Source organism: Streptosporangium sp. NPDC023825 (assembly GCF_040639575.1).
Lineage (GTDB): Bacteria > Actinomycetota > Actinomycetes > Streptosporangiales > Streptosporangiaceae > Streptosporangium.
This window is the reverse complement of the sequence record NZ_JBFAAE010000005.1, coordinates 66,122-80,184: the sequence shown is the minus strand read 5'-3', so window position 1 is coordinate 80,184 and position 14,063 is coordinate 66,122. Positions and strand designations below refer to the sequence as shown.

Genomic DNA, 14,063 nt, shown 5'->3' with positions numbered 1-14,063 from the left:
AACGCGTGGACCGTGCAGCGTGGACGCGTGGGATGCAGAGCGCCTGGATCGCGGGACAGGTGAACCCGGGGCGGATTCGAGCAACCGCGGGACTCGCGGAACCGGAACTCGTCTGAGTAGGAACGCTCAGGGATGGCTGAGTGCCCGCGCCCTCCCCGACCTTCTCGGTCTTCGAAATGCTCAGATCATGAAATGGTGGATTTTCCTGGTCGGGCTCGTCGCCACGGTGGTCGCGGCGTGGCTGCTCGTGTACGCCCACGTCCCGCTCTCCACGTTCCTGTCGCTCGGGCTCGGCGCGATCAGCCTCATCTGGCTGATCGTGCTCCTCACCCTGCCGTGGAACCTCTACTTCGGGGCACGCCAGGTGGTCCACGAGATCCACGTGTCGAGAGAGCGCGGCATCGAGGTGCCCGAGGGGCACGAGGCCGAGGCTCTGGAGATCGCCCGGCGGATGCGCCGGTTCGCCATCGGCGGCCACGTCGTCTCGGCGGCGCTCCTGGCGGTCATCACCTACTTCTCCGGCGCCTCGGTGGGTTACTACTTCGCCGGGTTCTACCTGCTGAGCACCGGTTTCCGCCCGGCGGGAGCCTACCTGTCCCACCTTCGCGAGCGGGTCACCACGCTGATGAGCGAGGCTCGCCACCCTCGCGAGGACATCGTCTCCCTTGTCGCCCGGGTGGACGGCCTGGCCGCCGAGGTGACCGCGCTGACCCAGTCGGCCGAGCGGCTCCGGGGCGTCACCGAGACGCTCGGCGCCGACCTGCGGAACGGCGACGAGGCCCTGGAACGGCGGATCACCGGTCTCGCCCGGCGTTTCGAGGACACGGTGGACGGCCTCACCGACAACCACGAGGTCATCACCGGCCTCAAGGCCTTCCTGCGCCTCGTCCGCGCCGACGCCCACGGTCACGGTCACGGTCACGCCTGACCGTCGCTCCACGTACGCCCGTGAGCGGAAGGTCCGCGTACGGCGGGGAGGGGGACTCTCAGCGGGGGATCAGCTCCTGTGACTCGCTGAGCTCCCGGGTGAACCAGGTGATGGTACGGCGCAACCCCTCGATGACATCGATCTTCGGTCGCCAGCCCAGTGCGGAGGCGGCCAGGGAGATGTCGGGGCGGCGGATCTCGGGGTCGTCGTCGGGGCGGCCGACGAAACGGATCGGTGATCCCGAGCCGGTCAGGTGGCGGACCGTCTCGGCCAGGGCCAGCACGGTCAGCTCGGTGGGGTTGCCGATGTTGACCGGGCCGGTGAGCTCACCGCGGGCCAGGGCCACGATCCCCTCCACGGTGTCGTCGACGTAGCACACCGACCTGGTCTGCCCGCCGTCGCCGGCCACCGTGATCGGCTCACCGCGCAGCGCCTGACGCACGAAGGTGGGAATGGCCCGGCCGTCGTAGGGCCGCATCCTGGGCCCGTAGGTGTTGAAGATCCGCACGATCGCGGTGTCGGTGCCGTGACAGGTGCGGTACGCGGTGGTCAGGGCCTCGGCGAACCGCTTGGCCTCGTCGTAGACACTGCGCGGCCCGACCGGGTTGACGTTGCCCCAGTAGCTCTCGCGCTGCGGATGCTCCAGCGGATCCCCGTAGACCTCGCTGGTGGAGGCCAGCACCAGCCGGGCCTCCTTCTGCCTGGCCAGCCCCAGAACGTGCAACGTGCCCAGGCTGCCCGCCTTCAACGTCTCGATCGGATGACGCAGGTAGTCCACCGGCGAGGCCGCCGAGGCGAAGTGCAAAACCAGGTCCACCGCCCCCGGCACATGCACGAAACCGGTCACGTCACACTCCACCAGCCGGAAGGCCGGCAACCCCACCAGATGCTCGACGTTACGCGGCGAACCGGTCAGGAAGTTGTCCAGGCAGACCACCTCCGCCCCCTCGGCCACCAGACGCTCGCACAGATGGGACCCCACGAACCCGGCCCCACCGGTCACCACGACCCGCCGCCCGTTCACCGCACACCCACCTCCGTCAACCGCGCCACGGCATCCAGGACATCCCAGACACCGATCTCCAGCAACCCCGGATCGGGCTGGTACCCGTAGGGGTCGCCGAGACCTCCGGCCCACAGGACGGTGTGCGGTCCCGTCTTCGGAGGCCCCCACCGGGCGGGCGAGACAGGCCCGAACAGCACCACGGAGGGAGTGACGAAGGCCGCCGCCAGATGGGCCACCCCGGTGTCCCCGCAGATCAGCAGCCGGGCCCTCGCCATCAGCCCGGCCAGTTCGAGCGGCCCGGTGCGCCCGGCGAGCACGGACGTGGACGGCAACCCGGCGAGCAGCGCCACCCGCTCGGCGAGGCCCCGCTCCTTCTCGCTCCCGGTGATCACGACCTCGTGCCCGTTGTCCCGCAGTTCCGCGGCCACGAGCGCGAACCGCTCCGGCGGCCAGCGCCTGGCCGGGTACGCGGCTCCCGGGTGGACGACGACCGGCCGCGACCCCTCGTCACCGAGCCGGGGGCGCTCCAGTTCCAGATCGGCGGGATCGGCCTCGATGCCGTACCAGCCGAGCAGGTCGCACCAGCGCCGCACCTCGTGCACGTCGTCCGGCCAGTCCGGTCCGTACGCGTCGGGGAAGGCCGGGTGCGTGTGGGTGAGCAGCCGCGCCGGGCCGGTGCGGTGGAGCGCGGCGATGCCGTGCGGGCCTCCCCCGTGCAGGTTGACGGCGACGTCGACGCGACAGCCGAGCGGCGGTACGTGACCGGGTCCCGACACGTCGCACACCTCGTCCACCCCGCCGATCAGCGGCACCAGGGGCGCCAGCACGGAGGGTGCGGCCAGCACGATCCGGTGGCCGGGATGGGAGCGCCGCAGGGCGCGCAACGCCGGGACCGCGGTGAGCAGGTCTCCCAGCCCCAGCCCGCGCAGCACCACCATGAGCGGCCGGTCCTCCGCGGATCCCGCGACATCGACGTCCCGCCCTCCGGCCTCGGTGTCGGTGTCGGTCTCAAGAGGACTCGCGCGCTCCGGCACCGGGGGGACTCTCATGTGACCGCCTCTTTCGCGAACGCCGGGGCGCTCCTCATGTGACGGCCTCTTTCACGAACGTCAGGTGGTCGACCGCCTCGACGACCCGCGTGCTCGGCACCGACGACAGGCACGGGTGACCGGGAACCGGGCATTCGCCGGCCCGGGTCGCCCTGCAGGGAGCCCGCTGGTCGCCGAGGACCACGGTCGGCACCCCGTACGGCGCCCAGCGCCCGGCGGGGACCACGGGGGCGAACAGGCTGACGACCGGCGTGCCGACCGCGGCCGCGAGGTGCGCGGGACCGGCGTCGGCGACGACCACCGCGCACGCTCCCCCGAGCACCGCGGCGAGCTCGGGAAAGGTCGTCCTGCCGCCCAGGTCGACGACAGACCTTCCCGGGTACCCGCCCGGCCGCGCGCCGCGTGGGGCCGAGGGGTCGTACGGGCCCCGGCCGCCCGTCGCGGCGGACTGCCCGTCGACCCAGCCCTCGGTGAAGGCGGGCTCGTCGGCCTCCTCCCAGCCGCGCAGGCGGACGGGACCACCGCCCATCCAGCCCCCCGCGAAGAGAGGGCCGGGCGACAGGCCGTGCTGCCCGACGCCGGAGGCGATCCGCGCGGTGAGCGCCCGCTCGTCCTGGCCACCGGTAACGACGACCCTGCGGCCCGAGCGGACCAGGTCGTGGACCGCGCGTGACCAGTTCTCCTCCGGCCACGCCCTGGCCGGGGCCGACACCCCGGGGTGCAGGACCACGTAGCCGGACGGCCCGGTGAGGTGGCCGACGTCGGGCAGCGGGCGTCGTACGGCGAGGTTGCCCGGGTCTCCCTTGGGGAGTTCGAACCCCGCGGCACCGGCCAGCCCGAGCATGCGCTCGGGCTCCGGAACGTCCACGTCCTCGTCGACGACGTATCGCACGTCGAGCAGCGAGCCCGGGTAGTCGGCGGAGATCGCGGCGATCCTCAACGCACCCGCGAGCCTGAACAGCAGAGCCAGCGGCAACGGCGACTGGTGGTGCGAGGTGAGGATCAGTGCCTGCTCGGGGGCCACGTCCCGGACGATCCGCAGCAGCCTCAGCACGTGCGGGCCCGTCATGGGCGGCGCGGCGGGGTCGATCCACGGCGTACGCCACTCCACCACCCGCGACACCCCGGGCAGCAGCTCGGCGGCGGCCCGGCCGTACGGCCCGGTCAGCAGCACGACCTCCCGCGCGCTCGCGGCCACCGCGCGGATCGCGGGACCCGCCAGCAGGACGTCACCCGCGTTGTCCGTGCGGGCGACGAGAACGGTGCCGGTCATCACCGCCCCCCGCGGCGGGCCACGGCGGTGGTCTCCCCGTGGACCACGAGGGCGGCCGACGGATCATGAAATATCGCGTTTTTCCCGAGAAATCTCATGGTGCTCGGCCTCTCGTTCGATATCTAATGACTACCGAGCGGAGCGGCCACACAAACCGAAAAATCGTATATAAGCGCAGTTGAGAGGGTTATGCGATTACTTTTATCACTATAAGTAATCGTTCCCAGGATTATTTGGCTCCTCGGCCGGGTAGCGGGGCGGTTCACCGCGACGGTGAACCGCCCCGCGGGACAGAGCGCCCTGAACGGGACCCGAAGCCCTCACGGAACATATCGTTCTCAAACGGAAAATGACCCACTAAAGGGACAGATCGCTCCCGAACGGAACCGCGCGCTCTCTGACGACCGGACGGCGGAGATGATCCGGACGGCCCCGATGACCGGACGGCCGGGAAGCCAGGGCTCGGAGGCCGGTACGGGATCGAAGGTCCGTACGGGATCGAGGGTCCGTGCGGGACGGGACGCCCGGGAGCCGGTCAGCCGGGGAGGAGGTGGACGTTGGGTTCGCGGGCACGGCCCGCCAGGTCGGGAATCTCCACCACGGTCACCCCGGCCGCCGCGAGTTCCTCGGCCCCGTGGCAGTCGACGAAGACCAGCGGCTCGCGCCAGGCCATCACCACGCGCCGGACGCCGCCGTCCAGGATCAGGCGGGTGCAGGTCCTGGGGCGCGACCTGCGCGCGCTGCACGGCTCCAGGCTGCTGTAGACCGTGGCACCGGCCAGCCGGGGGTCGCCCGGGGAGATCTTGCCGAGCGCCGACTCCTCCGCGTGGACGTGGGGATCGCCGCCCTCCCGCGAGTAGCCCCGGGAGATCTCCTCGCCGTCGGCGGAGACGACCACGGCGCCGACCGAGAAGGCCGTCTCCGAGGGCGGGCACGACCTCGCCAGGTCGCACGCCAGCTCCAGCCAGTCGTGGTCGCTCATCCCGGCCTCCCCCGTGAACGGCATGTCAGGCCAGCCTGTAGCGCAGGAGGGTGACGTCGCCCATCTTGCGGACCTCCGCCAGGTCCATCCTGCGGCGGCGGTCGCGGGGAAAGTCCCCGTCCAGCACGAAACGCGGGGCGGCGGGGTCGCCGACGAAGAACGGGGCGACGACGAGGTGGAGCTCGTCCACGAGGTCCTCCCGCAGGAATCGCGTGTGGACGGAGGTGCCGCCCTCGACCATCAGGCGGCGCACTCCCCGCCCGTGCAGGTCCGACAGGACGCGGCCGAGATCGACCGTACCGCCGCCGTCGCCGCCCTCACCCGGGGCGCCGGCGTCGACCACCTCGGCGGCCCCGCCGAGACGGCCGGCGAGCTTCGCCACGGCCGCCGGCGCGGCGTACACGATCTTCTCCGCGTCACCGGCGGTGAAGAAGGCGGCGTTCGGGTCGAGGTCCCCGGTGGCGGTCAGCGTCACCTTCGCCGGAGACGGCGGCAGGCCGCGCGCGGCCCGCTCCCGCCCGCGCTCCGGTGACCTGACCAGGAGCCGGGGGTCGTCGCGGCGGACGGTGCCCGCCCCGACCAGGATCGCGTCGCAGGTGGCGCGGACCGCGTCGACCCGGTCGAAGTCCTCGTCGTTGGAGAGCAGGAGCCGGTGCGGCGTGCCGTCGTCGATGTATCCGTCGACGGACATCGCGCAGCTCAGCAGCACGTACGGGCGCTCGCCCACCCTCCACCTCCCCGGTCGGGCACCGGCCGATCGTAACAACCTCCCTCCCGGCCGCTCGCGGCGAGGCCCGCCCCCGCGCGCCCCGCCCGTCGCTTCCGATCGGCGCTCCCGATCGGCCACGCGACGGCGAACACGGGATGTCATCTGTACGTCAGTGGCAATTCCCCGATTGTTTACCTTCTGTTAACCTAAAACTGAAGCTTTCCAAATGAAGGGTCATAAATGCGTGTGAGCTCCCCGAGCCGTGGTCACAGGCGCTTTCCCGGCCCCCTGCGCCGTCTCCGAGGACCGACCGGCCGTCGCCTCCGCGACACCGGTGTCCCGTGCGCCCGCGCCTCGTACGCCCACACCATCCACGCCGCCCGCGCCGCCCGGGGCGAGGGGGAGGCGTGACGGCGAGCCACCCGGCGCGCGAGTGCCGCGGGGGCGCGGGGCACGACCGGCGGTCCTCCCGCTGATGGGATGGACCCTGGCGTTCGCCGTCGTGGCGATCCTCTTCGTGCTGGCCAGCGGGGCCAACGACGGCGCCACCATCATCGGCCTCGGGCTCAGGTTCCCCCGCTCCCCCGGCTGGGCGGTCGCCGTGCTCCTGGTGTCCGTGCTCTTCGCCGTCCCGTACCTGCTGGGGGTCGCGGTCGCGCGCACGTTCACCGAGCGGCTGGCCGGGCTCGGGACGAGCGGTGGCGCGGCGGCGTTCCTGGTGGGAGTGGTGATCGCGGTGGCGGTGGTCGCGGTGCTGACCGGCAGGGGCCTGCCGACCAGCCTGACCCTCGCGGTGATCGGCGGCATCAGCGGCGCGGGACTCGGCGCCGGGCTCCCCGTGTCGTGGCGGGACCTGGGCACCGTCCTGGCGATCGGGGCCGGCGCGCCCCTGGCCGGGCTGGCCCTGGGCTACCTGCTGGGGGCCGTGTCGCACCGCGTGCCGTCCTGCCGCCGCATGCCGCGGCTGGTGTTCACCACCCACCTGCTCGCCTACTCGGCCCAGTGCGTGGCGTACGCGGTGAACGACGGCCAGAAGATGATCGCGGTGGTGAGCGTGGCGATCGGGGTGAGCCGCGACGGGCTCGGCGGGGTGGGGCCCGTCGAGGTCCCGCCGGTGTGGATGGCCGCCCTGGTGACGCTCTTCCTCGTCGGCGCCCTGGCGAGCCTGAGCCGCGTCGGAGGCCGGCTGGGCCGCGGGGTGGTCATCACCCGCCCGCTGCACATCGTCTCCGCCGAGACCGCGGCCACCGGCGCCGTCCTCGGCAGCTCGGCCCTGGGAAGCCCGGTGAGCATGACCCAGTCGATCACCGCGGGGGTGGTCGGCGCCGCGACGAGCGAGGGAGCGAGGAGAGTGCGATGGCAGGGTGTCGTGAACGTGGGTACGGCGTGGCTGGTCACGCTGCCGTCGTCGATGGCGGTGGGCTGTCTCGGCGGTCTCGCGCTGAGACTGATGTGAAACGCGCCAAGGGCCGGGCCCGGAGGTTCGCGCGCGCCTGGGACGACCTGCGCGGCCGGTCGGGGCGGCGGATCGTCGGGCTGGTACGGGACCAGGTCGCCATCGCGCGGGCGGGGGCCGAGCTGGCCCGCTCGGTCGCGTCCGGCGAGGTCGAGCGGTCGGCGGCGCGTGCCCGGATGGCCGAGGTGGAGCACGAGGGGGACGAGGCCCGGGCAGAGCTGGTACGGCTCCTGCGACGGGTGCTGGCGACCCCGATCGACAGGGAGGACCTGTTCAGGCTCTCCCGCTCGATCGACGACGTGCTGGACCAGTTGCGCGACCACGTGCGCGAGATCGACCTGTTCGGGCCGGAGGACCTGCGGTTCGCGGCCGAACCGCTGCAGGCGGTGATCGACGGCCTCGACGAGCTGGAGGGCGCCGTGCTGAAGGTGATCGACGCCCCGGCCTCGGTCACCGTGGCCGTGCTGGCCACGCGCAAGGCGTGCAGCCGCGTCCGCCAGCTCTACCAGGCCCGGCTGGCCGAGTTGTTCGCCGGGCCGCTGGACATGGACACCCTGCGCAGGCGCGAGCTGCTGTCGCGGCTCGACGCGGTGGGCCGCCGGCTCGGCGAGGCCGCCGACGCGCTCGCGGACGCGATGCTCAAGCGCAGTCACTGAGGGCACCCCGGAACGGCGGGCGGGAACTCCCCCGCGGCCGGATTCGTCATTCACCATGCGGCGCCCACCGTGTGACGTCCCCGACGCTGAGAGGCATCCCCCGTGCGTAGCTCATTCTTCGGAAACCTTGACCAGGACCGGCTTCCCGACCATTTCGCCCTGCAGAACGCCAAGATGCTGCGGGTGCGGCTGGGCGGGGAGGTGCTGGCCCGGCAGGGGGCGATGGTCGCCTTCCAGGGGCAGATGGACTTCGACTACGAGGGCGCGGGGAGCGTCGGCCGCTTCCTGAAGAAGATGGTCAGCGGGGAGGGCGCGCCGCTGATGCGGGTCCGCGGGCAGGGCGTGATCTTCTTCGCCGACAACGCCACCGACGTGCACCTGTTCTACCTGGAGAACGAGGCGCTCACCGTCAACGGCACCAACCTGCTGGCCTTCGACCCGCAGCTCACCTGGGACATCCAGCGCGTCCAGGGCGCGGGCGTCGCCGCCGGCGGCCTGTTCAACACCACGCTCAAGGGCACCGGCTGGGTGGCGGTCACCGCGCACGGCGCCCCCGTGCTCCTCGACGCGTCCCAGGCGCCGACCTTCGCCGACGGCCAGTCCGCGGTGTGCTGGAGCGCGGGGTTGCACGTGGGCGTCAACCGCACGATGAAGGCGGGGGCGCTGATCGGGCGAGGCAGCGGCGAGGCCCTGCAGCTCGCGTTCCAGGGAGAGGGCTTCGTCCTCGTCCAGGCGAGCGAGGGCCCGATCGTCCCCCAGTCCGGCGGCTGACCGCGGCGTTCACGGCCTCACCTGACGGCCGGCCGCGGCGGTCACGGCCTCACCTGGATGAGCCCGTGGGCGCCGGTGGTCAGCCAGGGGCGGCCGGTGGCCTCCAGGGCCTTGACCACCTCGCCGTCCAGACCGACCGCGACCTCCGACTTCAGGGTGCGCAGCGCCGCGACCGGGCCGGGGAAGTACGCGGTGGCCTCGGCGAACGGCGTGGTGTGCGGCCAGGCCCTGTCGCCGACCAGACGGCGGTAGTTCAGGTCACCCTTCATGATCGTCAGTGACGCGGACGCGAAGTCCTCCCGCATGCCGACCGGCATCTCGCGGTAGGGCAGGGGCGCGCAGGAGAAGGCGTGCGCCCGGACGAGCAGCCGCCCCGACCCGAGCGCCGCCCGCAACCGTCCCGCGGCCTCTCCCGCCTCGCCGCCCGCGGCCGACATGCGCCGCAGGCAGGCCAGGACGTCGGCCGGGGTGGCGTCGGACACGTAGTACGGCAGCGGCTTGACGTGCAGGACGACCTCGTCCGTTCCCCGGGCGTGCAGCAGGTGGTCGATCAGGACGAGGTCGGGCAGCAGCTCGCTCCCGGCGTTGTCGGCGACGAGGCAGATCCGCGCGACGCCCCCGTGGCCGGCCGCCGCGCGGCGGGCCTCGTCATCGGGGACGACGGAGACACCGAGGGCGCCGGGAACACCGGCGGGAACACCGGAGACACCGGAGACACCGGGAACGCCGGCCCCCTCGCCGTCGATCAGCGACCACAGGAGCGCGCTGTCGTCGGCCACCAGCCCGGATTCGCGCCCGGCGAGCTCGGGGCCGGCCGCGACCCGGAACACGAGGTCGGCCCGGTTGCCCCACAGTGCCCTCAGGGTCAGCGTCCCGGCCAGCTCGGCGGGGGGCAGGGCGGCCAGGGCGTCGAGCTCGCGCAACTCCTCGTCGACGGCCTCGCCGGACAGCTCGGCCTGCTTGAAGGGTTCGAACGGGTCGACGCCCTGCCACGCGCCGGGTCCGAAGTAGCCGACCGCGGACAGGAGCTTGCGGTAGAAGTAACTCTCCGCCCACAGGAACGGCGCGTCGTCCCACCGCCGCCCGATGTGGCCCCGGTCCCAGCTCTCCCACAGGTCGCGGTCGTGCGCGGAGCCCTCCAGCGGCTCGATGACCCCCTCGATCTCCTCGAGCAGCAGGTCGAGGGCCCGGTTCACCCGGATGTCGTACGGCGTGGCGGCACGGACCTTCTCGATCAGGGCGGGGTGCCGTTCATGGAGGACCCGCCACGGATAGGAACCGGGGACATCGCTCAGGAACTCCGGCGGATCGCAGGGCGCCGAGGGCACTCCGGACAGCTGCCGGGCATCACCGTCTGCCATTTCCGACTCCTTTTTTGACGCAGGACGACTCTTGTTATGAAATATGTTTAGCTAGAGCGAACAGGCGGTCACGCCGCTTGACGGAGGGAGCCGTAGGTGGGCACATCGGAGCGTCGCAGCGGTGAGGAGCTGGACCGCCACGACGCCGTCGGAGCCCGGATGCGGCAGTTCCGCAAGGAGCGCGGTCTGACACTACGCGGTCTCGCCACGCACTCCGGGCTCTCGATCGGGTTTCTGTCGCAGGTCGAGAGGGGTATCTCCTCCATCGGCCTGACCGCGCTCAACAGCGTGGCCACCGCTCTCGACCGCAGCGTGGCGGAGTTCTTCAACGACGCGCCGCCCGAGGAGACCGAGGAGGAGCACGCCCCGGTCTCCCAGTTGCCGAGCCACTTCACGCTCACCCGCTCGGCGACGGCCGCCACCGAGTACATCTCGGGCCAGCAGACCTACCGCATGCTCTCGGCCAGGGGCCCGAACCTGGTGCTCGAGCCGCTGCTGGTGCACATCGCGCCCGGCGGCAAGCGCGAGAACTCCTACGGCCACGCCGGGGAGGAGTTCGCCTTCGTGCTGGAGGGCGAGCTCCTGTACGAGGTCGACGGCGTCGAGCACCGGTTGCACCCGGGTGACAGCGTCCACCTGAGGTCGACCGTCCCGCACAGCATGTTCAACGACACCGACCGGGTCACCACGGTCGTGTCCGTGGTGACCCCCCGCCTGTTCTGACCTCCACCCGCCGGGGCGGCCGAGGCGGTCCCGGTGGCGGAGACGGCCCGATGGCGAAGACGGCCCCGGCGGCGCGGGGTGAGTCGGTGAGGGTGAGTCGGTGACGGCGCGGGACGGCCGATGACGGAGCAGGGGCGGTCACCGGCGGCGCGGGGCGATCAGCGACGGCGCAGGGCGCGGGCCGCCAGCGCGACCGCGGCCAGCGCGCCGAGCGCCCCGGCGGCGACCGCTGCGCGCCGGCGGGAGATGCGCCGCCGGATCTCGGCGTACGGCACCGTGCTGAACGACACGAGCTCGTAGCGGGAGACGTAGAAACCGGGCAGCAGCCGTTCCAGGCCGTGCTCGACGCGCTTGCGCAACAGGAACGACCGGGAGGCGACCTTGTCGCGCATCTCGACGAAGTTCTCCAGCGCGAGCTCGGCGATGGTGTCGGCGTGCTCCTTGCGGCGGGCCCCGTACATGGCGAGGGCCCGGGGGAAGTCGTCGCCGGTCTCCTCCAGGCAGCGGTCGAGCTCCACGCAGTCCTCGAAGCCGCAGTTGGCGCCCTGGCCGTAGAAGGGGACGATGGCGTGGGCCGCGTCGCCGAGCAGGCCGACCACCGCTCCGGCGGTGCCGCGCACGTGCCAGGGGCGGGCCCGCATGGTGACCAGGTGCCCGATCGGGTTGTGGGCGTAGTCCCCGGCGAGGTCGGGCATGAGGGCGCGGGCGTCGGCGTAGTTGGCGGCGAAGAACTCCTCGAACCGCTCGGCGGTGTCCAGCTCCGCGAAGCTGCCCGGACCCGACTTGGGCCAGAACAGCGTGCAGGTGAAGGACCGGTCCGGGTTGGGCAGGGCGATCATCATGGCCTTGCCGCGCGGCCAGATGTGCAGCGCGCCCGGGTCGAGGGCGAACCCGCCGTCGCGCGCCGGGATCGTCAGCTCCTTGTAGCCGTAGTCGAGATACTCCTGGCTGAAGTCGAAGCCGGGCAGGAACTGCAGCCGTCCCCGTACCGCGCTGTAGGCGCCGTCGGCGGCGAGCACGACCGGGGCGGCGCGGGTGACGGGTCCGCCGGGCGTGTCGAAGTCCATCCGGCCGGAGTCGACGTCGAGCCCGGTCAGCCGGTGCTCGAAGAGGGCGCGGACCCCGGGCATGCCGAGGGCCGCGTCCAGCAGGGTCCGGTTGAGCTCCGAGCGGCCGATGGAGTTGATCGCCCGCCGCCCTCCGGCGCTGTACGGCTGGAAGCCGAGCGTGCCGTCGGGGGCGTGCATCATCCGGCCGGGCATCGGCAGCGCGGCCTTCAGCACGGTCTCGTCCAGGCCGATCCTGCGCAGCGCGTCGATCCCCCGCTCGGAGATCGCCAGGTTGATCGAGCGGCCGCGCTCGGGGGCGGTCTCGCGCGGGTCGGGCCTGCGCTCGTACAGGGTGACCTCGTAGCCTCGGCGGGCCAGGTAGCAGGCCGTCAGGCAGCCGACCAGCCCGGCGCCGACCACGGCGACCTCGCCAGGTGAACTCATGTCGGTCTCACCTCCCCGGCGAGCGCGTCCGCCGCCCGCCAGCAGTCGTGGAACGTGGAGTACATGGGCACGGGGGCGAACCGGATGACGTCCGGGCGCCGCACGTCGGCGAGGACGCCGTGGACCTCGTGCAGCCGGGCGGCCAGCTCGGAGGCGTCGAGGCCCCCGGTCACCCGGAGGGAGAGCTGGGCTCCGCGCCTGGCCGGGTCGGCGGGCGTGACGATCTCCAGCGGGCGGTCGCGGGCCACCTCGGTGAGCAGCCGTTCCAGGTAGCCGGTGAGCGCCAGGCTCCGCTCCCGCAGCGCCGCCATCCCGGTCTCGGCGAACATCCGCAGCGAGACCCGGACCGGGGCCATGGCGAGGATCGGCGGGTTGGAGATCTGCCAGGCGTCGGCGGTGGGGACGGGGACGAGTTCGGGCCGCATCTCGAAGCGGGTCGCCTGCTCGGTGCTCCACCACCCGGCCAGCCGGGGCAGCTCCGGGTCGGTCACGTGGCGCCGGTGCACGAAGCAGCCGGCGATCGCGCCGGGACCTGCGTTGAGGTACTTGTACGAGCACCAGGCCGCGAAGTCCACGTCCCAGTCGTGCAGCGCGAGCGGCACGTTCCCGGCGGCGTGCGCGAGGTCCCAGCCGACGCGGCACCCGGCCGCGTGCCCGGCGGCGGTGACGGCCGGGATGTCGAGGAACTCGCCGGTCAGGTAGTTGACCCCGCCGAGGAGCACGAGCGCCACCCGGTGCCCCTCGCGGGCCAGGTGGTCCGTGATGTCCTCGGTGCGCAGGCAGTCCTCGCCCTCGCGGGGGCGCAGGCGGACCACCGTCTCGTCGGGGTCGAGGCCGTGGTGCACGGCCTGGCTGCGCACCGCGTAGCTGTCGGAGGAGAAGGCGTGGTCCTCGATGACGATGCGGGTGCGCTCCCCCGCCGGGCGGTAGAAGGTCGCCATCATCAGGTGCAGGTTGACCGTGAGGGAGTTCATCACCACGGTCTCGTCGGGGAACGCGCCCACCAGGGCGGCGGCGTCCTCGCGCAGCTCGGCGTGGTAGGGCAGCCAGGGGTGTGCCGCCCGGTGGTGCCCCTCGACCGCGTGCAGGGCCCAGTCGTCCAGCTCGGCGGAGATCGCGGCGCGGGCGGCACGGGGCTGGAGGCCGAGCGAGTTGCCCGCGAAGTAGGCGACCTCGGGGTAGCGGCAGGCGGCGGGGGCGGGCGGGAGGAGGAACTCCGCGCGGCGGCACACCGGCTTTCCCGCGGTCCTGGCGTGCTCGGCGTGCTCGGCGTCGGCGGCCAGCGCCTCCCGCTCACCGGAGCCGCCGGGACCGCCGGAGCCGTCATGTCCGCCCAGGTCGCGGCGCGGGTCGTCAGCCGGCTCGCGATCCGCGTCACGGCTCCGATCACCGGCCGGCTCGCGGTCCGGGCCACGGCTCCGGTCACCGCCCGGGTCACGGAGGTCGCCGGGGCCTCCCGTCCTCGCGGCCGTCACGCCGGCACCTCGATCGCCGGACCTCCGGCGCGCTCACTCGTCACGTCATCTCCTTCTCCCCTCTTATGTTCACCCATACTGAACTGAGGTGAAATTAGCGGCGCGCGAAGATTCCGGCCGCACGCTTTGCGGACGGAAGGTTCTCCGGACATCCGGTTTCGAGATGACGGAGCGTCACCCA

The 14,063-nt window shown here is 72.6% G+C and carries 13 protein-coding genes; 5 read left to right on the top strand and 8 right to left on the bottom strand.

Annotated elements, in window-relative coordinates:
• Nucleotides 1-187 precede the first annotated feature (187 nt).
• Nucleotides 188-928, top strand: a complete 741-nt coding sequence (locus tag AB0G15_RS06650; protein WP_362836069.1) for a hypothetical protein — start codon at nt 188-190, stop codon at nt 926-928.
• Between the two features lie 58 nt (nt 929-986).
• Here AB0G15_RS06650 and AB0G15_RS06645 read toward each other — a convergent pair whose 3' ends face one another.
• The 5 genes from AB0G15_RS06645 to AB0G15_RS06625 all read right to left on the bottom strand — a co-directional run bounded on the left by AB0G15_RS06645 (nt 987) and on the right by AB0G15_RS06625 (nt 5,965).
• On the bottom strand, nt 987-1,952 hold the full coding sequence (locus tag AB0G15_RS06645) for a UDP-glucuronic acid decarboxylase family protein (protein ID WP_362836067.1): 966 nt from the start codon (nt 1,950-1,952) through the stop codon (nt 987-989).
• Entirely contained in the window at nt 1,949-2,983 is a 1,035-nt protein-coding gene (locus AB0G15_RS06640) for a glycosyltransferase family 9 protein (protein WP_362836065.1), read from the bottom strand. Before AB0G15_RS06640 ends, AB0G15_RS06645 begins: the two co-directional genes overlap by 4 nt.
• Before the next feature lie 34 nt (nt 2,984-3,017).
• Nucleotides 3,018-4,256 (bottom strand): glycosyltransferase family 9 protein, encoded by a 1,239-nt coding sequence (locus tag AB0G15_RS06635; RefSeq protein ID WP_362836063.1) that lies wholly within the window; start codon nt 4,254-4,256, stop codon nt 3,018-3,020.
• 535 nt (nt 4,257-4,791) lie between these two features.
• The gene (locus tag AB0G15_RS06630) at nt 4,792-5,238 is read right to left on the bottom strand and encodes a dCMP deaminase (RefSeq protein ID WP_362836061.1); all 447 of its coding nucleotides are present in this window, start codon (nt 5,236-5,238) and stop codon (nt 4,792-4,794) included.
• A 25-nt stretch (nt 5,239-5,263) separates the two neighbouring features.
• Nucleotides 5,264-5,965, bottom strand: a complete 702-nt coding sequence (locus AB0G15_RS06625; protein WP_362836059.1) for a dihydrofolate reductase family protein — start codon at nt 5,963-5,965, stop codon at nt 5,264-5,266.
• A 457-nt stretch (nt 5,966-6,422) separates the two neighbouring features.
• Between AB0G15_RS06625 and AB0G15_RS06620 the strand changes: the two genes are divergently transcribed.
• From AB0G15_RS06620 to AB0G15_RS06610, 3 genes are all read left to right on the top strand, one after another.
• The gene (locus AB0G15_RS06620) at nt 6,423-7,403 is read left to right on the top strand and encodes an inorganic phosphate transporter (protein ID WP_362836057.1); all 981 of its coding nucleotides are present in this window, start codon (nt 6,423-6,425) and stop codon (nt 7,401-7,403) included.
• Complete coding sequence (locus AB0G15_RS06615) at nt 7,400-8,059, top strand: DUF47 family protein (RefSeq protein WP_362836055.1); 660 nt, start codon at nt 7,400-7,402, stop codon at nt 8,057-8,059. The genes AB0G15_RS06620 and AB0G15_RS06615 overlap by 4 nt, the downstream gene beginning before the upstream one ends.
• Before the next feature lie 102 nt (nt 8,060-8,161).
• Entirely contained in the window at nt 8,162-8,830 is a 669-nt protein-coding gene (locus tag AB0G15_RS06610) for an AIM24 family protein (RefSeq protein ID WP_362836053.1), read from the top strand.
• 41 nt (nt 8,831-8,871) lie between these two features.
• Here AB0G15_RS06610 and AB0G15_RS06605 read toward each other — a convergent pair whose 3' ends face one another.
• Nucleotides 8,872-10,191 (bottom strand): damage-control phosphatase ARMT1 family protein, encoded by a 1,320-nt coding sequence (locus AB0G15_RS06605; protein ID WP_362836051.1) that lies wholly within the window; start codon nt 10,189-10,191, stop codon nt 8,872-8,874.
• A 96-nt stretch (nt 10,192-10,287) separates the two neighbouring features.
• Here AB0G15_RS06605 and AB0G15_RS06600 point away from each other — a divergent pair, with 96 nt between their 5' ends.
• The gene (locus AB0G15_RS06600; protein WP_362836049.1) at nt 10,288-10,914 is read left to right on the top strand and encodes a cupin domain-containing protein; all 627 of its coding nucleotides are present in this window, start codon (nt 10,288-10,290) and stop codon (nt 10,912-10,914) included.
• Between the two features lie 158 nt (nt 10,915-11,072).
• On the opposite strand, the gene AB0G15_RS06595 is transcribed toward AB0G15_RS06600, so the two are convergent.
• Together AB0G15_RS06595 and kynU are read right to left on the bottom strand one after the other, a co-directional pair.
• Nucleotides 11,073-12,407, bottom strand: coding sequence for an NAD(P)/FAD-dependent oxidoreductase (locus AB0G15_RS06595; RefSeq protein WP_362836047.1), 1,335 nt, complete (start codon nt 12,405-12,407; stop codon nt 11,073-11,075).
• Nucleotides 12,404-13,882, bottom strand: coding sequence for a kynureninase (kynU, locus tag AB0G15_RS06590; RefSeq protein ID WP_362836045.1), 1,479 nt, complete (start codon nt 13,880-13,882; stop codon nt 12,404-12,406). Before kynU ends, AB0G15_RS06595 begins: the two co-directional genes overlap by 4 nt.
• Nucleotides 13,883-14,063 lie beyond the last annotated feature (181 nt).